Annotated in this window: 19 protein-coding genes and 1 pseudogene; 10 read left to right on the top strand and 10 right to left on the bottom strand. The window is 68.0% G+C overall.

The genetic code is table 11. The annotated features are described in order from the left end of the window. Positions 1 to 70: 70 nt before the first annotated feature. Positions 71 to 571 (bottom strand): MBL fold metallo-hydrolase, encoded by a 501-nt coding sequence (locus E2C06_RS40810; RefSeq protein ID WP_206664591.1) that lies wholly within the window; start codon positions 569 to 571, stop codon positions 71 to 73. A 492-nt stretch (positions 572 to 1,063) separates the two neighbouring features. Between E2C06_RS40810 and E2C06_RS19040 the strand changes: the two genes are divergently transcribed. Then, the gene (locus tag E2C06_RS19040; RefSeq protein ID WP_133290202.1) at positions 1,064 to 3,412 is read left to right on the top strand and encodes a hybrid sensor histidine kinase/response regulator; all 2,349 of its coding nucleotides are present in this window, start codon (positions 1,064 to 1,066) and stop codon (positions 3,410 to 3,412) included. Between the two features lie 100 nt (positions 3,413 to 3,512). On the opposite strand, the pseudogene E2C06_RS39480 reads toward E2C06_RS19040, so the two are convergent. The 3 genes and pseudogenes from E2C06_RS39480 to E2C06_RS19055 form a co-directional block, all read right to left on the bottom strand. Then, positions 3,513 to 3,806, bottom strand: a pseudogene (locus E2C06_RS39480) (PAS domain-containing protein); the annotation flags it as partial. 359 nt (positions 3,807 to 4,165) lie between these two features. Continuing rightward, positions 4,166 to 5,212 (bottom strand): patatin-like phospholipase family protein, encoded by a 1,047-nt coding sequence (locus E2C06_RS19050; protein WP_165982496.1) that lies wholly within the window; start codon positions 5,210 to 5,212, stop codon positions 4,166 to 4,168. A 604-nt stretch (positions 5,213 to 5,816) separates the two neighbouring features. Beyond that, on the bottom strand, positions 5,817 to 6,539 hold the full coding sequence (locus E2C06_RS19055; RefSeq protein WP_133290204.1) for an HWE histidine kinase domain-containing protein: 723 nt from the start codon (positions 6,537 to 6,539) through the stop codon (positions 5,817 to 5,819). 113 nt (positions 6,540 to 6,652) lie between these two features. On the opposite strand from E2C06_RS19055, the gene E2C06_RS39485 reads away from it, so the two are divergent. Together E2C06_RS39485 and E2C06_RS19060 are read left to right on the top strand one after the other, a co-directional pair. Next, the gene (locus tag E2C06_RS39485; protein WP_241671365.1) at positions 6,653 to 6,862 is read left to right on the top strand and encodes a hypothetical protein; all 210 of its coding nucleotides are present in this window, start codon (positions 6,653 to 6,655) and stop codon (positions 6,860 to 6,862) included. After that, positions 6,859 to 7,488, top strand: a complete 630-nt coding sequence (locus E2C06_RS19060; protein WP_241671363.1) for an SMP-30/gluconolactonase/LRE family protein — start codon at positions 6,859 to 6,861, stop codon at positions 7,486 to 7,488. The genes E2C06_RS39485 and E2C06_RS19060 overlap by 4 nt, the downstream gene beginning before the upstream one ends. 144 nt (positions 7,489 to 7,632) lie before the next feature. On the opposite strand, the gene E2C06_RS19065 is transcribed toward E2C06_RS19060, so the two are convergent. The 4 genes from E2C06_RS19065 to E2C06_RS19080 form a co-directional block, all read right to left on the bottom strand. Then, a complete protein-coding gene (locus E2C06_RS19065; protein WP_133290206.1) occupies positions 7,633 to 8,565 on the bottom strand; it encodes a TAXI family TRAP transporter solute-binding subunit in 933 nt (310 codons plus the stop codon). A gap of 66 nt (positions 8,566 to 8,631) precedes the next feature. Continuing rightward, positions 8,632 to 9,861, bottom strand: coding sequence for a YbfB/YjiJ family MFS transporter (locus E2C06_RS19070; RefSeq protein ID WP_206664592.1), 1,230 nt, complete (start codon positions 9,859 to 9,861; stop codon positions 8,632 to 8,634). Between the two features lie 113 nt (positions 9,862 to 9,974). Beyond that, positions 9,975 to 10,868: a LysR family transcriptional regulator gene (locus E2C06_RS19075; RefSeq protein WP_133290207.1), complete on the bottom strand. Its 894-nt coding sequence runs from the start codon at positions 10,866 to 10,868 to the stop codon at positions 9,975 to 9,977. A gap of 30 nt (positions 10,869 to 10,898) precedes the next feature. Further along, a complete protein-coding gene (locus E2C06_RS19080; RefSeq protein ID WP_133290208.1) occupies positions 10,899 to 11,744 on the bottom strand; it encodes a LysR family transcriptional regulator in 846 nt (281 codons plus the stop codon). Positions 11,745 to 11,882: 138 nt separating this feature from the next. Between E2C06_RS19080 and E2C06_RS19085 the strand changes: the two genes are divergently transcribed. The 4 genes from E2C06_RS19085 (at position 11,883) to E2C06_RS19100 (ending at position 14,392) form a co-directional block, all read left to right on the top strand. Beyond that, on the top strand, positions 11,883 to 12,773 hold the full coding sequence (locus E2C06_RS19085; RefSeq protein WP_133290209.1) for an XdhC family protein: 891 nt from the start codon (positions 11,883 to 11,885) through the stop codon (positions 12,771 to 12,773). A gap of 66 nt (positions 12,774 to 12,839) precedes the next feature. Next, positions 12,840 to 13,253 (top strand): hypothetical protein, encoded by a 414-nt coding sequence (locus tag E2C06_RS19090; RefSeq protein WP_133290210.1) that lies wholly within the window; start codon positions 12,840 to 12,842, stop codon positions 13,251 to 13,253. Between the two features lie 3 nt (positions 13,254 to 13,256). After that, complete coding sequence (locus E2C06_RS19095; RefSeq protein ID WP_133290211.1) at positions 13,257 to 13,895, top strand: 5-formyltetrahydrofolate cyclo-ligase; 639 nt, start codon at positions 13,257 to 13,259, stop codon at positions 13,893 to 13,895. 17 nt (positions 13,896 to 13,912) lie between these two features. After that, complete coding sequence (locus tag E2C06_RS19100) at positions 13,913 to 14,392, top strand: PAS domain-containing protein (RefSeq protein WP_241671359.1); 480 nt, start codon at positions 13,913 to 13,915, stop codon at positions 14,390 to 14,392. A gap of 14 nt (positions 14,393 to 14,406) precedes the next feature. On the opposite strand, the gene E2C06_RS19105 is transcribed toward E2C06_RS19100, so the two are convergent. Together E2C06_RS19105 and E2C06_RS19110 are read right to left on the bottom strand one after the other, a co-directional pair. Continuing rightward, positions 14,407 to 16,278, bottom strand: a complete 1,872-nt coding sequence (locus E2C06_RS19105) for a glycoside hydrolase family 15 protein (RefSeq protein WP_133290212.1) — start codon at positions 16,276 to 16,278, stop codon at positions 14,407 to 14,409. A 110-nt stretch (positions 16,279 to 16,388) separates the two neighbouring features. Further along, entirely contained in the window at positions 16,389 to 17,561 is a 1,173-nt protein-coding gene (locus E2C06_RS19110; protein ID WP_206664594.1) for a YncE family protein, read from the bottom strand. Between the two features lie 628 nt (positions 17,562 to 18,189). Here E2C06_RS19110 and E2C06_RS37695 point away from each other — a divergent pair. The 3 genes from E2C06_RS37695 to E2C06_RS40815 are packed head-to-tail and all read left to right on the top strand — an operon-like array spanning position 18,190 to position 19,217. Next, the gene (locus E2C06_RS37695; protein ID WP_165982497.1) at positions 18,190 to 18,330 is read left to right on the top strand and encodes a hypothetical protein; all 141 of its coding nucleotides are present in this window, start codon (positions 18,190 to 18,192) and stop codon (positions 18,328 to 18,330) included. Between the two features lie 42 nt (positions 18,331 to 18,372). Further along, positions 18,373 to 18,729, top strand: a complete 357-nt coding sequence (locus E2C06_RS37700; RefSeq protein WP_165982495.1) for a hypothetical protein — start codon at positions 18,373 to 18,375, stop codon at positions 18,727 to 18,729. Next, entirely contained in the window at positions 18,669 to 19,217 is a 549-nt protein-coding gene (locus tag E2C06_RS40815) for a helix-turn-helix domain-containing protein (RefSeq protein ID WP_165982498.1), read from the top strand. Before E2C06_RS37700 ends, E2C06_RS40815 begins: the two co-directional genes overlap by 61 nt. Positions 19,218 to 19,232: the final 15 nt, after the last annotated feature.

Raw genomic sequence — 19,232 nt, forward strand, 5'->3', positions numbered from 1 at the left:
TCGGGCACATGCGCAGGCTATCGAAGCTGCCCGACCGCGTTCGCAGCTTCTTCGGGCACAAGACTTTTCGCTACGCCGCCTGATTCAAGATCGCCCAGGCCGGATCAATAGCATGCTCGTTACGGCCGATGAGATAGCGGGCGTTGGGAAATGTTGGCGTCCACCGTCCGTCATCGCATCGCATGTTCCACCCAACATGATCAACATGGAGGTGGGTGCAGAAGATGATGTCCACATCCGCCGGATCGACGCCTGCCTTCACCAGCCGATCCAGAAACCCCGTGCCGCGCCGCTGATGCCACGCCGGGATCTCCGGCCGGTCTTTCTGTTCCCCAATGCACGTGTCCACGAGGATCGTCCGCCCGTGCGTCCGAAGGACAAAGGATTGTACCGCGAACCTCACGATGTCCCGTTCCAGGTCCAAGAAGTCTGGCTCGAGCAGCTTGCGGTGCTGCATCAGCCGGAGCCCATCGCACCCCGGCAGGGAGCCGCTCAGCGGCAGCTCGAAGTCGTCATCATCAACGATAACGTCGACACACACCTCTTCGATCGCAAACCGCAACATGTCCATCAGCCTCGGCGTTCAAGGAGAATGGGTCTGATATTCGGCACGGGGTACAACCCGCGCCTCGCGCTTCCCGCGGGCGAGGAGAAGGCTTCCTCGATCACGGTCGGCCGCGGGTTTGCTGCGCACTTGCGCGGTTTTGCACGCCGCGCCGCAACCAAGATTTGGCCTCCGCCGCAAACATTGATGCAGCAACACTCGGCTGGCGCAATGCTCGGCCGCGATGGCTCGAACTGCAGACTGCGGCAGGAGGCGAGCAGGCGGCTTTCGAATGGCTGAGCGACGAGAGCCGACATGAACCGAGGCAACGAACTGGTAGGAATTGGTGTGGAGGTTCCAATGCGCCTTCAGGCACACCCTTAAAATAAACTCCTTCAACGCGAGGTGCCATCCACGCACACAGCTTCGGTGCATAGGGCGAGCAGGACAAGATGCTGAAGCTGAGAAGACAGATGAAGGATCCTCCCGCTGTGCAGACTGACGCCTGAACCGAAGCCCATGGGAGCCTTCGTTCTTTCACTTCGTGCCCCGAAGCTGTCCAATCTGCTTGTTGGCCTTGTGGCCGTCGCGCTTATGCCGGCCCTCCTCGCCGGCGGGGTCGCCGTGTGGAGCGTGGCGGACAGTCGTGAGCAGATCGCCGAGGCACGCCTTCGAGCCACTGCGCAGGCCCTTGCCCTCGCAGTCGACCGTGAGTTCGGCGGCATCGAGGGTGCCCTTTCCGCCTTTGCCACCTCGCCCGCCCTCGGTGATGATCCACTCCGACCGCGCGACCTTTCGGCCTTGCACGCCCAGGCGATCCGAGTTGCCCGACAGTACGAGGCGACGATTGCCATCCTCGCCCCCGACGGGGAGCAGGTGCTCAGTTCCTTGCGGCCGCTCGGTGTTCCCATGGCTCGTGCAGCCTCCTCGAAAGCGGTTGAGCGGGCCTTTACGTCTGGCAGATCCGCGGTCGGCGAGGTGGTCGTCGGCTCCCTTTCTGGAAAGCCCGTGGTCTCGGTCGCCATTCCCCTGAAGGACGGATCGGGTCGGGTCACGGCTGTCGCAGTGGCTGCCATTGGTGCGGAGCGGCTGCGCGGTCTTCTTGGGCGCCAGGTCTTGTCCGAGGGTGCCATAGCCTCAGCCGCCGACGCCCGAGCTGTCCTGGTTGCGAGCACCCATGCCGAGATCAACCGCTTTGTCGGGCAGCCCTTGCCCGCCCAGAACCAACACTATTTCGCGGGGCGGGACAGTGCGTCCTATCGCGGCATCGCGCTCGACGGGGTGGAACGCGTTTTCGGCTTCGCAGCGGTGCCCGCCGCGGAAGGGTGGACCGTCTTTGTCGGAGAACCTGCCGCCCTGTACGATGCGGCGTGGCGCCGACCGCTCCTCGCACTCCTGGGCGGCAGCAGCGTGGCTTTCCTTATCGGAGGGCTGGCTGCCCTGCTCACCGCGCGCCGCATTCTCATCCCTGTCCAACAGCTGAGCCGCCACGCCCAGGCCTTGGCGGCGGGCAGCGCGACGGCAACAGTGGCTGACCTTCGTCCTGCAGGCGTCGATGAACTGGAGACATTGCGGCACGGCTTTGCCGAGGCCGAGGCGGCGGTGCGAGCCGGCGACGCAGCCATGCGCAGGCTGAACGAGGAGCTTGAGGCGCGCGTGCAGCGAGAGGTGGCAGCGCGGCAGAGAGCCCAGGCCCAGCTCGCCCACGGGCAGCGGATGGAAGCGCTAGGCCAGCTCGCCGGCGGCATCGCGCACGACTTCAACAACGTCCTGCAGGCCGTCAGCGGTGGCGCAAAGCTCATTGAGGATGCGGGCGACAACTTGGCCCGTGTCCGCCGCATCGCGGCCATGGTGCGGGAGGCTGCGGTCCGAGGCGCCGCGGTCACGCGACGGCTGCTGGCCTTCTCTCGCCGGGCCGATCTCCGCGCTGAACCGCTCAATGCGCATGACCTGCTCCGGGAGATGCAGGAGGTGCTCGCTTATACCCTTGGGGGTGGGATCAAGATGGAGGTGGAGGTCGAGGCCCGACTACCCCCGTTGCTCGCCGACAAGGGGCAGATGGAGACGATCCTCGTGAACCTGGCCGCGAATGCGCGGGACGCGATGGCTGGCCAGGGAACGATCACTTTCTCCGCTGGCATTGCATTGGTGTCCGGGGAGGATGGCGGAGGGCCGCCGCAGCTTGCGCTAGGCGCCTATATCCGGCTTTCGGTGCACGACGCCGGTGTGGGCATGCCGCCCGAGGTGCTGGCGCGAGCGTCGGAGCCCTTCTTCACGACGAAGCCGCAAGGAAAGGGAACCGGGCTCGGGCTTGCCATGGCTCGCGGCTTCGCCGAACAGTCGGGCGGCGCCTTTGCTCTGGAGAGCGCGCTGGGCCAAGGCACGACAGTTTCGCTCTGGCTGCCCGCCGCGGAGGAGGAGCTGCCTGCGGCGGGGCCGCCCGCCTCGACTTATCCAGATCATGCCAAAATCGAGCACGGAAATCTTCTGCTCGTGGATGACGAGGCGATCGTGCGGGAGATCACCGCAGAGGGTCTCAGGGCGGCAGGATTTATCGTCCGCGTCGCAGCGGAAGCCGCCGAGGCGCTGGAGATCCTTGCCAGCGACGAGAAGGTGGACCTACTCGTCTCCGACCTGTCCATGCCGGGGATGGACGGGCTGGCGCTGATCCGGAATGCGCAGCAGCGGCGGCCCGGTCTGCCCGCCATCCTGCTCACCGGCTACGCGACGGACGCGGCGGAGCTGGCCCTCGGTGGAGCACTGAGCGGTACCTTCTCGCTCCTCCGCAAGCCGGTCGACGCCAAGGTGCTCGCGGACCGCGTAGCGGTGCTCCTGAAAGCCGGGGAGGCGGCCTCGATGCGTCGCTGATGTGCGGCCATCGCTGCCACGGTAGGCCGAGATGCGGACCAGGTAATGGGCGCCGTCGGCGGCATGATGCGCGCGCCGCTCGACGGCATTCCCCACCCTTGAGGACCACCGTCACGTCCGCCGCCAGGTCCGGCAGGCCGAACCGGCGCGCCAGATCGGTAATCGGGCGTCCGCGGTCGCCGGGGAGGATGTTGAACACCTTCGCCGCGGCAGGGGTGAAGCTGAGGATCGCCAGACGGTCGTCAAGGAAGACCGTGGCGACATCGGTGCTGTCGAACAGGTTCTGCAGGTCGGCATTGGCGCGGCCGGGCGCATCGACCTTGGCGCTCAGCTCCACATTGACGGTGTGCAGCTCCTCGCTGACCGACTGCAGTTCCTCCTTGGACGCCTCCATCTCTTCGTTGGTGGACTGCAGCTCCTCGTTCACCGACACGAGCTCCTCGTTCGAGGACTTCAGTTCCTCGAGCGCCGTCGCGTATTCCTCGATCAGCGACTGCAGCCGCTCGCGCGTTTCCCGCAGCTCGCGCTCCAGGTGGATCGCGGTGCCGTCCTGGGTGCGCACGCGCCCGAGCGCCCCCTCCCGCGAGAGCGCCGGACCCTCATCGGAGAAGAGCACGAAGTAGACATGCACTACTCCAGCTGGTTCGGCTCCACGTCGCCCTCCGGCTTTCCCCTGCCCAGGTCCGCTCGCCACCCTGCTCAGCTTCAGGGCGGGATGCGGCGTGTGTTGCAACCGAGTAGACCACGCGTCGCCTAGGTCACGGTGAGCGGCGCCGCACCGAGGGCAGGGACGAGACCCGAAGCGGCGTAGCCAGACAGGTCCATCGTTGATCGGACACCGACCGAGCCGCGGTGCGCGGCAAGCCAGCGATCGGCAGCACCGCGGCCGAGGTCACGCATCTCCGTTAGGAAGCCCCAACTCGCGTCGCGGTGGCTGCCGCCCTTGAGCGCGCGGAACGCCTCCTCGGCGCCAATCACATGCATGCGGGCATCGCGCAGCCGGGCCAGGGCATCCACCGCCGAGGCAGGCACGTCGGTCAGGAAGCGCTGCGCCAAGGCAAGCGAGCGCAACTCCTGCCGCAGTGCAGTGCCGAAAGCAATTTCGTCCACGCGTTCGGCCACACCGGACGCACCGGCGGGCAGGTCGGGCCGTTCCTCGGGCGTGGTACGGACCAGCACGATGTCGGCGGGCGCGCCCGCCTCGACCAGGGCACGCAGCGGTGGATTGGCAGCGTAACCGCCGTCCCAGTAGGCTTCGCCGTCGATCACCACTGTTGGAAAGAGTTGCGGCAGGCATGCGGAGGCAAGCAACGCCTCGGCCGTAACCTCGGCATCCCGGAACAGCTTCGCCTCGCCGGTCCGTACGCGGGTAGCCGAGATCACCAGAGTGGGCGCGTTCGGCGTCCCGAAGGCGGAAGGGTCGAGCAGGCCGTCAAGAACACCCCGGAGCGGGTTCAGTCCGAGTGGGTTGACCTGAGTCCGCGACAGTCCCCTCGCGGCTTGGCGCAGTGCATCGGCGACGGGCGACATCAGCCCCGCGAAGGGCAGGAGAGTGCCAGCCCCGGCCACATCGGGCGAGCCGGAGGCGCTGGCAACGCGACGCCAGAAGGCTTCGAGGAGGCGCTTGGCCTCGCCCGGACCACCAGTGGCGAGCCCCTGGGCCAGCATGGCTGCGTTCATCGCCCCGGCGCTCGCGCCGCTGGCCGCTCCGATGCGGAGGACTGGCTCGTCGAGCAGGCGGTCGAGCACGCCCCAGGAGAAGGCGCCGAGGGAGCCCCCGCCCTGCAATGCCAGCGTCACCGGACGGGCATCCACACGCGGCTCCGGATGGCCTGATCCTGTATCCGCCGGTCGGAGCATGGTTTGGGTGTCGGTCATGATGCTAGCTCCCTACGAAAGCTGTGGTGAGGCTTGGAGTCACCACGGAGCGCCGCCGCGCGGCAGCCAAAATGGCCGCACCGACCACGGCCAGGACCAAAGCGGTGGAGAGCCAAGGCAGCGAGGGCGCCCACGGCAGGACGGCGATGGCGGCAAGGGCCAGGAGAACGCCGGAGAGATTGCGAACGATCCAGGGGACCGCCCTCCGGCGCAGGGCGACGACCATATTGCTTTTCCGATATATCATTGTGCGATGCAGCAAATGTGGTGATTGCCGGATGGAATACTCACCGAAGCACGGAATGGTGTCTCTCTAAGCTCGCAGGAGAATGGAAGGAGGTCCGGGCGAATGGCCGCGTCCCCGCTGATGCGGATTAACGCTTCCGCCGAAGCTCGTGCTTCAGTCTTTTCGGGTGCACCTGCGCTAGGCTGTTGCCTACCTCAAGCATGCAACGACGGCCGCACGATCGTCGTGCCTGCTGCCGGCGGCGGCTTCTCGCCCATCCGGCCGACTGCTGTGGCGCTCCTAGAACGTCAACCGCGCCTTCGCCATGCGAAGCGTAATGACAGCGCCTCTGGGCTGCCAGTCATGAGCAATCGCGCCACCGAGTTGCCGACGGAGGCTGCGCTCAAGCAACCTGCTGCCAAATCCTCCCGGGCCGGTAGGAGTACCGATGCGCGGGCCGCCCCGCTCCGTCCAGACCACCGCGATCTCGCCTTCGTCCTCCGCGCACATCACGTCGAGTGTGCCGCGCGGGCGGGACAGCGACCCATACTTGACCGAGTTGGTGGCAAGCCCGTGCATGATGAGCGCGAGCGCCGCCGCCGCCACCTCCCCCACCCGCACCTCCGGCACTGTCACCCGGAGGCGGTCGCCAATGATGCCCCTGGTGTCATAGGGCGCGAACAGGTCGCCAAACAGAGCGGCCTGAGGCACACTGTCACCCGGCACCGGCCGGATCAGGTCGTGTGCCCGTCCCGGCGTCGCCAAGCGCTGCCTCAGATCGCGCTCCATCTCTGTCGTTGTCGCCGCCGAGCGGGCGGCGATGGAGGTCAGGCTGGACGCGATGGCGAACAGGTTCTTGACCCGATGGCTCATCGCGCCCGCCAGCAGGTCCCGGGTCTCCTCGGCCTCCTTGCGCGCCGTGCAATCGAGAAGTGCCGAACATGATACGGCCGGCAATACCCTCGTCAGCACCCCGCCCGCGCCCGCCTCAGCCGTGTGATTGCCGACGGCGTTCGGCGCCACCTTGCTTCAGGTCTCGCCTCGCCGAGCACTGCGACGCATGGAAGAGCAGGATGCGCCGCGGCCACCGCCTGACGCCGCCGGCCGCTTGGCCAGGGCCGCGGCATGATGGCCGCATGACCCGTGTTCCAGTGCCGTTCACCCCTCGCGTTGTCCATCTGACAACCGACGCTCGGCCCTCTGATATCCCGAACGATTGGCTGATGCGCTGGGACGAGGAGGCCGGTGCCATCTCCCGTCGCCGCAAGCCGGCCGGCTACCTCGACGGGATCACGCGCGACCGCCGGGGCGGCTCGTTATTTGCGAACTCGGCGCGCGCCGCCTGACGCGCACCGAGCACGACGGGACCACCACCGTGCTGGCCGACCGCTGGAAAGGGAAGCGCCTGACCAAGCCGGATGATGCCGTGGTGAAGTCGGATGGCTCCACCGGGTTCAGCGACAACGGTGCCGGCATCCGCGGCAACTGCCTCGGCGACAAAACACTGCGGGAAATGCCCTTCCGGGTCTACCGGATCGACGACACGACAGGCGCGATGATCATCGCACTGGACGACATGGAGCGTCCCAATGGGTTTTGCTTCTCGCCGGATGATCGTCTGCGCCGTGTGGTGGACACGCCGTCGGTGCGCCGGACGACACGGGTCTACGACGTCGCCGAAGACAGCAAGGCGCTGCGCAACGGCCGCCTGCTTGTCGATGCCACCCCCGGCTACACCGACGGTATCCGCTGCGACATGCAGGGCGACGTCTGGTGTGGCTTCTCCTGCGGTGAGGGGCAGGACGGCGTGGCCGTGTTCGCACCGGACGGCGAGATGATCGGCCGCATCCTGTTGCCGGAGCGCTGCGCGAAGGTCCGCTTCGGTGGTGCCAGGCGAAGCCGTCTGTTCATGACCGCGAGCCAATCCGTCTGCGTGCTCTACGTTGAGGCCCAGGGCGTGCTGGGCGGGTAGGGCGGCACACATCGCATCGGCGCTGGGTGGCTACCGGCGCCGAACTCGCGGTTCTCTCGGCGGGTCTACACGCAAGCAAGCACGAGACCGCGCCGGACGGCTCGACAAGGCGAGCAGTCCACCGGCTAGCAGGCTGCCTTGAGGTCAAATGGCCAGCGCGATGCCTGCCTCTCGGTAGAACCGAGCCGCACCGGGATGGAAGGGCAGGACGCGGTTGGCACCAGCATTCGCGGCGCGCGTCGCCGCGGCGCTCGGATGGATCTCCGAAGCGGGGTCACGGGCGGAGAGTACACGGTGGGTCAGGTCATGCGCCCGCGCCTCCGGCAGCGCTGCATTGGCCACGATGAAGTTCCAGGCGCCGAAGCTCTCAATCGTGGCAACCTGCCCAGGATAGGTCCCAGGCGGCAGGCTCGTGGGCGAGAGATAGGGCAGGCGCGCCGTGACGGTCGTGACCAGCGGCGCCGGCAGCCCGAACACCACTGCGTCGGCACGTCCGAGCGCCAGCAGCAGGGAGGGGATGGGCACCACCGCGCCTTGCCAGAAGGCGTCGATGTGCCCGGCCGCCAACGCCTCGGCCTGTACCGCGGGGTCACCGCTCACCACCTCGGCGGTGAAGCCCGCGGCCTGAGCGGCAGCCCGAAAGAAGACCTCAGCCGGTCCTCGCGCAGGACCGCAGCCGACGCGCCGTCCGGCGAGATGGGCGAACTCGGTAATGCCGCTCACGCGCAGCGCCGCGGCCTGGAAGCTGGTCTCATACATCGGGAACAGAGCCCGCACCTCAGAGTGCCGGCGCCCGCCCGCAGCCGGTGTGCCCTGGAGTGCGTCCCAGGCCGAGCCCAGAAACGCCGTGCCGAGCGCGTCTGGGTCGTCTTCGACCATCGAGAGGTTCTGCAGCGACCCCGTGGTCCGCCGCACCGTGACCGGGATGCCTTGCCGGCCGAGAAAGGTGGCAAGCCCCTCACCATAGGGCAGGAAGGCGCTACCAGGTCCCGCAGTGAGAAGGGCCAGCGGCGCCTGCGCCCGGGCGGGGCACGACGCGGCCAGGGCGAGCAGTGACAGCAGGGAACGGCGTCGCATGGGGGCGAGCTCCGGTAGGATGGGCCGACCAGCCTGAAGAGACCTACGCCCTTGGCCGGCCGACTCTCATCCTACCTCGTTCGGCCCACCACCAACACTCGTACCGCACCCCCTGGTGATCAGCAGCGCCGCCAGGAGCAGCGCACCGGCGGCCAGCAGCGATGGCGCGGCAAAGCCGCCAGTGCGGTCGAGCAGCAGCCCGGCCATCACCGGCCCGGCAATCTGCCCCACCCCGAAGCCTGCCGTCGTCAGGGCAAAGGCACGCCGCTGGTCATCCGGCGCCAGGGCACGGGCCGCCGCGAAGCCGAGCGCCGTGATCCCCATGAAGGTGCCGCCCAGCAACGCTGCCGCCAGCAGCGCCCCGGCCGGTGTCGTCCAGAGCCCACCCGCGGCAACGCCCAGGGCCTCCAGCAGGCAGGCTGCGGCATAGGCGCGCCTTGGGCCGAACCGGGTGCCCGCCCAGCCCCAGGCAGCAGTCGAGGGCAGGGCGGCGAGCCCGACGAGGAGCCAGACCGCCGGCTCCAGCACCTGCGCCTCAGGGCTTGCCCGAACCACGGCAACGAGGAAAGTTGCGGTGACGACATAGCCGAAGCCGAACAGCCCATGACACAGCGCCAGCCGTCCAAGACCGGACGGGCGACGCGCGGCGGGTGCAGCGACGCTGGTGGGTCGTGGGGCGGTAGCCTCGCCAGGCACGAGCCAGACCACCAGGGGGACCACTGCGGCCGCCGTTCCTCCCACCACCAGCCAGAGCATGCGCCAGTCAGCACCGGCCTTTTCCAGCGCGGTGACCAGTGCCGCTGAAGCGGCGATGCCGAGGCCAACGCCGGCAAAGTGCAGCGCCGAGAGGCTGCCACGGCCCGCCGCGGTAAGGTGATCGAGGACCAGGGCCGAGCCGAGGACCAGCACGAAGGCGCTGGCCGTGCCGCCGATCAGTCGCAGCAGGAGGAAGCCTGGCAGCGATCCGGCCATCCCCATGCCCGCCGTCGTAGCCGCCCCGAGGAGCAGCGAGCCCAGGAACCAGGCCCGGCGGCTCCCGGGCAGCCGGGGCGCCGCGGCGGCCAGTGCGCCAGCGAGGTAGCCGACGAAGTTGGCCGAGGCGATCAGCCCCGCCCGCGCCTTGCTCAGGTCCAAGGCCTCGATCATGGCCGGCAAGATGGGGGTGTAGGCAAAGCGGCCGATGCCCATGGCAGAGGCCAAGGCCAGCATGCCGCCGAGTGCGACCAGGCCCGGGCGGACCGTTCTTTCGCTGCCGGCGGCACTCAGACGCCGCAACACCGTACCCGACCCACTCATCGTCTCCACCTTCTCTGCCGTGCCCGGATGGGCAGCGCCAGGCTGGCCCGAACAAGCAGCCAGGAAAAGCGATTGCCTTTGATGGCTGGCATCTCCCCGGCAGATGGGGCCGGCTACTCGGCTGCAGCCTCTAGGCCCTGGCTGCTTGGTGGCCAGACCATCTCGAGGAAGGCGACGAGCGCGCTGGACCGGTAGGCATCATGCCGCCGCACGAACACCGTCTCGACCCGGGCGTCGCGGGCTGGCAGCGCGTGCAGAGCGACCCGTCCCTCGCGCCAGACCGGTTCGACCAGGGCCCGCGGCAGCAACGTCACCCCGAGCCCTGCCGCCACGCAGCCGAAGATTGCCTCGAGGGTGCCGAACTCCAGCACCCGGACGACCGGGATGCCGCGCCGCGCCAGCACCTCCTCCAGCCGCTGGCGATAGGAGCAGCCGCGGCGCAGCACCACGATCCGGAGGTCCCCCCGCCCGGCCAGCGCGTCCAGCGACCCGATCGCGGGCGCCGAGAGCAGCGCCAGCTCCTCCACGAAGACGGTCTCCGCTTCCAGCTCCGGATGCGCCACCGGGCCGCAGACGAAGGCACCCTCCAGCCGGTGGTCGAGGACCTGCTCCAGCAGTTCGCCGGTCGTCCCGGTCCGCAGGGTCAGATCGACCATGGGATGGGCGGCCGCGAAGGTGGTCAGGGCCGGGGCGAGGTGCAGCGCGGCGGTGGTCTCGAGCGAGCCCAGGACCAGCGCCCCCTGCGGCGTGCCGTCATCGAGCACGGCACGGCGGGCATCGTCGAGCAGACGTGCCATGTGGCGTGCGAAGGGAAGCAGCCGCTGCCCGGCCGGCGTCGGCTCGACCCCGCGGGCATGCCGGCGAAACAGCGGTGTCCCAAGCTCGTCCTCAAGCCGGCGCATCCGGGCGGTCACGTTGGACTGCACCGTGTGCAGCTCCGTTGCGGCCCGGCCCATGCCGCCCAATCGCAGCACGGCTTCGAACACCCTCAGGTCTGCAGCGTCCATGCTGCTCCGCTCCTCGCCGGCAACTTTATCCTAACCGGAGTTGTCGGCACCTGCGACGCTTCGTAGCCCTTCGAGCGCCTGCCGGATGAGGTCGGCATCGCCTGTTTCGGCGTGCACGGCATAGGCGGGGTGGAGAAACTCCGGGGCGCCCGGCACCAGCGCGAGACGGCCGCTCTCCAGGTGCGACCGAACCGCGCCCATGCGGAAATACCCGGACCCGCCCGCCTCCAGGATGAAGCCGAGCCCGAGCGGGCCGAAGGCGGAATGGAGCACCGGGTCGCCCCCGGCGATCGCGTCCGCGCCCTGGCCAAGGGAGAATTCCGGACCCCAGTCCACCTGGACATAGCCTGGTTGTCCGGCGCCGGGCGGCGTGACCACCATCACGAGCCTTTCCTCAACCAGGAGCTCGACCCTGAGCCCCGCCCGGTAGCGCGGGGCGTAGAGCACCGCGATGTCGAGGATTCCGTCGGCCACCCGCTCCATGAGGTCCTCCGGCAGGCCGACATGCGCGCGGAGCGCCACATCCGGCGCCGCGCGATGCATCCACAGCAGCCAACGCAGCAGGAGCGGATCCCAGAGGCTGAGCTCCGCGCCCACCGCGAGCACCGCCCGCCGCCCCGGCGGCACCGCCACCGCGTGCCGCGCCCGTTCCCAGAGCTGCACCAGGGCCGGCGCATGCTGGAGGAACTGCTCTCCCGCCGGGGTCAGCGAAGCCCCGGTCTTGTTGCGCACGAAGAGCGGCCGGCGAAGCTGCTCCTCGAGTGATCGCACCCGCGCGCTGACGGCTGTCTGGCTGAGGTTCAGGCGCTCGGCGGCGCGGACGAAGCTGCCCGCGGCGACAATGGCGAGGAAGGTGCGGGCCAGCTCGACATCCATGGCGCTCTCCATTGCAAACTGCAAAATTCTTGCATTCATCCTGCGATGAATATCGATTGTGTGTCGCCGCCGGCGCTCCAACATCCCCGTGGTCACCTCCCGGCAGCCGATGGGCCGCCGGATTCGGATGGGCTCGCCATGGCCGATGAGAGAGCGCCGACCGACCTGCTGGACATCGCCCTGGCGCTGCGGGCGCGGCGCGAGGCCTATATCCTGGCCACCGTGGTCGAGACCGCGGGCTCCACCTCGGCCCGGCCGGGCGCCAAGGCGGTGATTGCCCGGGACGGCGCGGTGCTGGCCGGCTGGGTCGGCGGCGGCTGCGCTGAGGCGACCGTGCGCCAGGCCGCGCTGGAGTGCCTGCGTGAGGACCGGCCCCGGGTCATCGACCTCGATCTCGACGACGAGGTGCTGGGCGTCGGCATGCCCTGCGGCGGGAGCATGCGGGTCTATGTCGAGCCGGTGCAGCCGCAACCGACGCTCTGGGTGCTCGGGCACGGGCGGGTGGCGGAGTGCCTGTGCCGCTTCGGGGCGACGCTCGGCTTCCGCGTCGTCGTGGACGACACACCGGCGCCCGAGCCGGCCCGGTTCCCGGACCCCGCCGAGATCATCGGCGACGACTACGACTACGCGCGTCTGACGCCCGCGGCCGAGGATGCCGTGGTGATCGCCACGCTGCACAAGGGCGACCACGTCTCCGCGGTTCGGGCGTTGCGGTCCCCGGCCCGGACCATCGCGCTGATCGCCAGCCGCAAGCGTGCGCTGCTGATCCTGGACTTCCTGGGCGGGGAGGGCTTCGCGGCGGAGGATCTGGCGCGGCTGCGCGCCCCGGCGGGGCTCGATCTCGGCGCGCTGACGCCGGAGGAGATCGCGCTCTCCGTCCTGGGGGAGATCGTCATGCTGCGGCGGGGCGGGACCGGGCTGCCGATCCGCGACAAGGCCGGTGCCGACCGCGCCGGGGCTCGGCACGGGAGGGCGCAACCGGGGACGGCCGGTGCAGCGGCCAGGCAACCGGCGGAGGCGCAGCCATGAGGCGCCGGGCGTGCCGGGTGGAACAGGGAGCTTGGGATGACTGGCACGGAGCGGCGGATGCGACCGATGATCGCCCCACCGGAGGAGGACCCCAACGCGACCATCACCTGCAACTCGCCGCCCTGCTTCATGCATGAGCTCGACCCGGCCTATCTCGGCTATCTCGGACGGCACGAGGTCGCCACCCTGCTCGAGGACCTGCTCGCGGCGGAATGGTTCGGCACCTGGCTGGAGACGGCCAGGCTGCGGGCGATGCTACGGCGCCACCTCGGACGCCTCGGGGAAGCCCCTACGGCCAAGCCAGGCGGCGACGCCCGCGACCCTGCAGCGGCGTCGCCCGACGGCGGGCAGGACCGGCTGACGCGCCGGGTGCGTGCGGCCCTGCCGCGGCTGCATGACGACGCGCTGCGGCGTGACCTCGCCGACCTGCTCGGGATGATGGATCGCGACGTGCTGCGCCGCCGCCGCGACCCGGTCTAGCCCATGCAGCGCTGGGAGGAGGTGCGCGCCTGGCGGAAGGCGCAGCGGAAGACGCTGATGGCGCAGCGGCTTTCCATCCCGCGCGACGAGCGGGCCAGGCGCGACGAGGCCATCACGGCCCGGCTTCGGCACCTGCTGCCGGCGCCCCGGGGGTGCATCGCCGTCTATTGGCCCTTCAAGGGGGAATACGACCCTCGGCCGCTGATGCGGTCGCTGCATGACCTTGGGGTGCGGCTCTCGCTTCCGGTCGTGGTGGAACGCGCGCGGCCGCTCGTGTTCCGGGAATGGCGACCTGGCATCCACTTGGTGCCGGGCATCTGGGACATCCCTGTTCCGGCGGAGGGTACGGCCGTCCTTCCTGACGCAATCCTGGCACCGGTGGTCGGCTTCGACACACAGGGCTACCGGCTCGGCTATGGCGGCGGCTACTACGACCGGACGCTTGCCGCGTTGCCGGAACGGCCGCTGGTGATCGGCATCGGTTTCGAGCCGTCGTGGCTGGAGACGATTCACCCACAGCCGCACGACATTCCCATGGACCTGATTGTCACCGAACAGCGGGTGATCCGGATTGTCGACGCCGCGGCACGGCGCACCGGCGGAAGTCCGGTAGCTGACTGCGCGGTCCCGAAGGGCGGGTAGGCAAGGGAGGTATGCCAGTGAGCGACAAGATCGCATCGGCGGGGCTGCGGGAAATGCTGGGAGACGCGGTACTCGGGGCGGTATCGGACGCCATCGTCTACGCGGATCGTGAGGGCCTGATTTGCTTCTGGAACCCGGGCGCTGAACGCCTGTTCGGCTTCGCTGCTGCGGAGGCGGTGGGCCGATCGGTAGACCTCATCATCCCCGAACCGCAGCGTGCCCGGCACTGGGCCGGCTTCCGTAAGGTCATGGACACTGGCGAGAGCCGATATGGCCAAGGCGACATCCTCGCCGTACCCGGTCTGCGCAAAGATGGTACGCGCATCTCACTCGAGTTCACGATCGTGCCGATCCATGCGCAGGGCGGCCGAATGGAGGGAATGATTGCCATCATGCGTGACGTCACCCGCCGGTTCGAGGAGACGCGCGCCCTGAAGCGCGAGAACGCCGCCTTGCGGGAGCGGCCAGACACGGCGCCGGCGCGGCAAAGCGTTTGAACTCCGAGGTGGTTTCAAGCCGGACCGGTCTTGGCGTCACTGGCGCGGCGTTGGGCTGGACCCTGGGCCAGGGTCAGGTTCTGCGCCGTGTTGATCAAGCCGATATGTGAAAAGGCCTGCGGGAAGTTGCCGAGTTGGCGGCGTGCCCGCGGGTCATACTCCTCAGCCATAAGTCCGACGTCGTTGCGGATGTTAAGTAGCCGCTCGAAGATCTCCGCTGCCTCGTCCTGGCGGCCCAGCAGTGCCAAGGCATCGGCCAGCCAGAAGGTGCATGGAAGGAACGCACCTTCCCCGCCGGCTAGTCCGTCGACGCCAGTCTCCGGTCGATAGCGCTGCACGAACCCGTCGACCGTCAGCTCGCGTGCGATCGCCTCCACGGTGCCGATGATCCGCGGATCCGACGGCGGCAAAAAGCCAACTGTTGGCATGAGCAGCAGCGAGGCGTCGAGATCGTCTCCGCCATAATGCTGTACGAAGCTGTTGCGCTTGGCGCTGTAGCCATTGCGGCAGATGTCGTCATGGATCCTGGCGCGCAGGGTGCGCCATACCTCGACCGGTCCCTCAAGCCCGTACTGCTCGACGCCCGAGATCGCGCGGTCGACCCCGACCCAGGCCATCAGCTTCGAGTGGGTGAAGTGTCGTCGTGGCCCGCGCACCTCCCAAATGCCGCTGTCGGGCTCGCTCCATTTCCCGGCGATGAACCGCATCAGCACCGTCTGCATCCGCCACGCCTCGGCATCCGGCTCGACATTGTATTTGCGGGCGACGTGCAACGCGTCCATCAGCTCGCCATACACATCGAGCTGGAACTGCTCTTGGGCGCCGTTGCCGATGCGCACGGGGCGGCTGCCTTCGTAGCCTTTCAGCCATGGCAGCTCCAACTCCGGCAAGCGGCGCTCGCCAGCCAATCCATACATGATCTGCATCTCCTCCGGTCGCCCGGCGGCGGAGCGCAGCAGCCAGCGCCGCCACGCCACGGCCTCCTCGGTGTAGCCGGAGCTCAGCAGCGAATAGAGGGTCAGGGTAGCATCGCGGATCCAGCAGTAGCGGTAATCCCAGTTCCGCACGCCGCCTATCTCCTCCGGCAGCGACGTCGTAGGCGCGGCGACGATGCCGCCAGTTGGACTGAAGGTCAGCGCTTTGAGCGTGATAAGAGACCGCTGCACGGCGTCGGTCCAAGGTCCGCTGTAGGTGCACCTGGCCGACCAGTCGCGCCACCAGCGGGCGCTGCATTCAAGCAGAACCTCGGGGTGCTGAACCGGTGGCTCGGGCCGGTGCGACTTGTACCAGCACAGGGAAAACGGAGTGCTCTGCCCCTCCCGTACCGTGAACTCCGCCGTCGTGGTGAAATCCTGGTTGGACAACTCAACCGGCGACCACAATTGCAAGGCATTGGGGCCGGCGATGGCCTGGAGGCCGTAGGGCCGGCGCCGCAGCCAGGGAACGACATGGCCGTAGTCGAACCGGAACACCGCCTCCAGGCGCATCGGCACCTCCCCGCGGAGGCCGCGCACGATCCGGACGATGTCAACTTCATCCTCGCTGCTAGGTAGCGGCATGAAGTCGGTGACAACGACCGCGCCTGTCTCCGTCTCGAACTCGGTATCGAGGATCAGCGTGCCGTCGCGATAGCGCCGTGACACCGCCCGGATCTCACCTGCGGGAGCGATCCGCCAGCGACCATTCTCGGGCCCGCCCAGGAGTGCCGCGAAGCAGGCGCCGCTGTCGAAGCGCGGTGCGCAGAGCCAGTCGATCGAGCCGTTCTTCCCCACGAGCGCGGCGGTGAAGGTGTCCCCCAGCAACGCGTAGTCCTCGATGCGCAGCGTCTCCGCCGCGGCATGCGCACCTGCCGGAGGTGGGGCAGCCTTCTGCGTTGCTCTAGCCATTATCGCGGAACCCGGGGTTCAGCATCATGCCGCTCGCCTTCCCTGCCTTGCCCGTGATTGCCAACAACTGCAGTTCGGAAACCTCAGTGTGGCGTCAGCCCAGGCCACCTCTACCGCACGCTCATCCGTGCGGAGGCCGGGTGCCCCGACACCTTGAAGCGTTTGCCCGTATCGACAACGTCCCCGCCTTCAACCCGAAAGACCGAGAAGTCGCCGTCGATGAAGTTGCCGACGTAGAGATAACGTCCATCTGGCGTGAACAGGACGGCCTCGGGCAGACCTCCGACCTCGATCTCCCGCACCTTCGTCACGCGTTTGCCGTCGATCCTTAGAATGTCGATGGCCCCGTTCCGATTGTAGAAGAACGCTTTTCTCGAAGCGTTCGATCCGCGCAGGATCGCGGCCACGGCCAAGTCGCCCTTCGGGCTGATTGCAAGACCCTCCGGACCGTCACCGACCACGACACGGTCGATCACCCGGGGCGGCTGAGCCTCAAGGTCCACGACGCTCACCGTGTCAACGCTGCCGTCGGACGCACCCGCATTCCCGTTGTCGGCCGTGAGCGCGATCCGTCCGTCAGGGCTCACTGCAACATTGTAAGGCCAGGGACCTGTCGGCAAGTCGAGCTTGTTGTAGGTGACCTTGCCGCCGTTGACCTCGAGGATCGAGATCTTGCCGGATGGGAACTTCACCGCGAGCGCCCGCTTACCGTCCGGCGTGAAGACAACATGGGCGACTTGCTCGTTCATCGGCACCGTGTCGGCCAAGCGCACGTCGGTCCCCTTGATCGAGAGCACCGAGATCGAGTTGTCGCCTCGGTTGGCGACGAGCGCCATGTCGCCGCTCGGGCTGATGCTGAGACCCGATGGTTGCTTGCCAGCGTTGATTGTTGCGACCAGCTTCGGCGGGCTTGCGTTCAGGTCGAGCACGTGGATCTTGTCGTCGGGCACTTGCTTGAGTGCCTCACCTTCCTTGATCACGTCCACCGAGTCTGCGACGAGTGCAAGGCTGTTTGTGGGATCGATGGCGAGGTTCACCGGTGGGCCGACGACGGAGTTCTTGAGGGGCAGCGTGGCTATGACCCGCGGCGTCTCGGGCGCGGCGAGATCAAGGATCACAACGCTGTCCTGCCCAGGAAGCGAGAGAGCAAGCTTACCTTCGTCATCCCAGGCCACCTTTTCGTCGTTGCCGACAATCATGAATGGGGCGCCGAAGGCTGGCGCCATTCCAATCCAGACAAGGCTCGCGGCCGCGATCAAGCCGCCCATCGCCTTTGATGTCATGGACACCCTCCCATCATTTTTTCTAATGACGAAATCTTGCCATAAGGCATGGCTTTCGCAAGCTAGGCAGGGTTCAGTCGGACAATCGAGCCAGCCAGGCGCCTTTCGGTTGGTCGCGCGTGCCGCCCGGGCGGGACGCAACCCGCGACCTGATCCAAACCAAGGTCAGCAAAATGATTGCCTTCCGTCCGGCCAACGAACCCAAGGGGGCGGTCTGACTAGGGCATCGCCGGGCACCATGACGCACCCGGCGATGCCCGTATCAGGGTCGTGACGCGGCGGGAAAGGGCTTGGGCGCTCGCTCTCTCGGCCGCTTGCCGGCTCCGAGGTCGCGGCGCTGCTGCCGGGCTATCCAGGCGTACTTGGCATCACCCTACAGCAGGTGCAGAGAAGCGGGCGGCGACCTCGGCATTCTCGTCGTACCACAAGCAGATCGTGTTTTCGGCGTGGCGTGTGCCTTCGATCGGATTCCGATGATTCGGCCGGGTCGTCCCCTTCCGCGATTCTGCCACAGTGGCGGCCACCAAGAGAGGCGGGACTGTAACGCAACAAGAAGCCCCAAGCGGAGCCGATGGGCCGCTGCTAACCTGATCCCTCCAGGGTCCGGGCAGGGAGGAAGGTCCAGGGGATGATCAGCAAGACGGTGCTGGGTGCCGGCTCCCTCACGATCGTCGACTATCGCTGCGAGGCCGACGTCTCGGTCAGGCCCTTCAGCGAACTGCACGGCGCATGCTCCGTGTTCTTCGCTCGCAAGGGCAGCTTCGGCTAGGCGTCGCGCGGCATCCGATGCGGACTCGTCCTCGGCTCAACCTTGCTCGGCTGCGCCGACGACGACTACGCCTGCACGCACGACCATGTCTGCGGCAACCAGTGCCTCTCCTTCCAGCTCTCGCCGGAATTGGTGGAGGTGCTCGACGACTGGCCGGCGACCTGGCGGACGGGTACGCTTCCGTCGGCGCCAGAACTTGTGGTGCTCGGCGAACTCGCCCGGTCCGCCGTCGAGGGGCGGGACGCCATCAGGCTGGAGGAAACGGGCCAGCTTTACGTCGCCCGCGTCATCGCCCTGCTCCATGCCTGCGCGCGGCCTGCGCCCGCGCCTGCCGGCGGATGCCCGAGGCGGCGCTCTGGATCGAGGCGAATGCGCAGGAGCAAATTAACTTCAATCTAGTGGCGTGCCAAGCCGACCTTAGCCGCGTTCACGTCCACCGCATTTTTACCGGAGCACTAAGAAGCACCCCGCACCAGTACCTCGTGCGGGTTCGGCCGCGGCGGGCCGCGCGTTTGCCTGCTTGGGAGTCTTGCACCGTCAGCAACGCGGGTGTCGAGGCGGGGCTCGGCAATGTCTCGAGCGTCGTGCACAACTTCCGCCGCGTTGCCAGCCTTTCGCCAAAGGCGTTCCGTAGGCTGGCATGCGGCGATCGCAATTTCCTCCAAAACCGGCCAAGCGGTGCGGGAAAGGATCGTCGCCATCGACGGCCTGCGTCGCCGGGTCACCTATTCGGTCCTCCGCGAAGGGCTGGTCCACCACGGTGCCCTCCTGCAGGTGTTCGCCGAGCCGTATGGGAGGCAGCCGCTTCGTTTGGATCACCGACTTGCTGCCGGACAGCCTCGCCGCACCCTTCGGCGCCCTCATCCAGCCGGGCATGGCAGCGCTGAAACAGTCCTTCGAGG

It is taken from the genome of Dankookia rubra (genome assembly GCF_004355005.1).
GTDB classification, from domain to species: domain Bacteria; phylum Pseudomonadota; class Alphaproteobacteria; order Acetobacterales; family Acetobacteraceae; genus Paracraurococcus; species Paracraurococcus ruber_A.

Excerpts from the sequence above, each read along its gene's own strand:
- E2C06_RS40810 (WP_206664591.1), bottom strand. The coding sequence starts at position 571 with ATGGACATGTTGCGGTTTGCGATCGAAGAGGTGTGTGTCGACGTTATC.
- E2C06_RS19040 (WP_133290202.1), top strand. The coding sequence starts at position 1,064 with ATGGGAGCCTTCGTTCTTTCACTTCGTGCCCCGAAGCTGTCCAATCTG.
- E2C06_RS39485 (WP_241671365.1), top strand. The coding sequence starts at position 6,653 with ATGACCCGTGTTCCAGTGCCGTTCACCCCTCGCGTTGTCCATCTGACA.
- E2C06_RS19065 (WP_133290206.1), bottom strand. The coding sequence starts at position 8,565 with ATGCGACGCCGTTCCCTGCTGTCACTGCTCGCCCTGGCCGCGTCGTGC.
- E2C06_RS19070 (WP_206664592.1), bottom strand. The coding sequence starts at position 9,861 with ATGAGTGGGTCGGGTACGGTGTTGCGGCGTCTGAGTGCCGCCGGCAGC.
- E2C06_RS19075 (WP_133290207.1), bottom strand. The coding sequence starts at position 10,868 with ATGGACGCTGCAGACCTGAGGGTGTTCGAAGCCGTGCTGCGATTGGGC.
- E2C06_RS19080 (WP_133290208.1), bottom strand. The coding sequence starts at position 11,744 with ATGGATGTCGAGCTGGCCCGCACCTTCCTCGCCATTGTCGCCGCGGGC.
- E2C06_RS19085 (WP_133290209.1), top strand. The coding sequence starts at position 11,883 with ATGGCCGATGAGAGAGCGCCGACCGACCTGCTGGACATCGCCCTGGCG.
- E2C06_RS19090 (WP_133290210.1), top strand. The coding sequence starts at position 12,840 with ATGATCGCCCCACCGGAGGAGGACCCCAACGCGACCATCACCTGCAAC.
- E2C06_RS19095 (WP_133290211.1), top strand. The coding sequence starts at position 13,257 with ATGCAGCGCTGGGAGGAGGTGCGCGCCTGGCGGAAGGCGCAGCGGAAG.
- E2C06_RS19105 (WP_133290212.1), bottom strand. The coding sequence starts at position 16,278 with ATGGCTAGAGCAACGCAGAAGGCTGCCCCACCTCCGGCAGGTGCGCAT.
- E2C06_RS19110 (WP_206664594.1), bottom strand. The coding sequence starts at position 17,561 with ATGACATCAAAGGCGATGGGCGGCTTGATCGCGGCCGCGAGCCTTGTC.
- E2C06_RS37695 (WP_165982497.1), top strand. The coding sequence starts at position 18,190 with ATGATCAGCAAGACGGTGCTGGGTGCCGGCTCCCTCACGATCGTCGAC.
- E2C06_RS40815 (WP_165982498.1), top strand. The coding sequence starts at position 18,669 with ATGCCCGAGGCGGCGCTCTGGATCGAGGCGAATGCGCAGGAGCAAATT.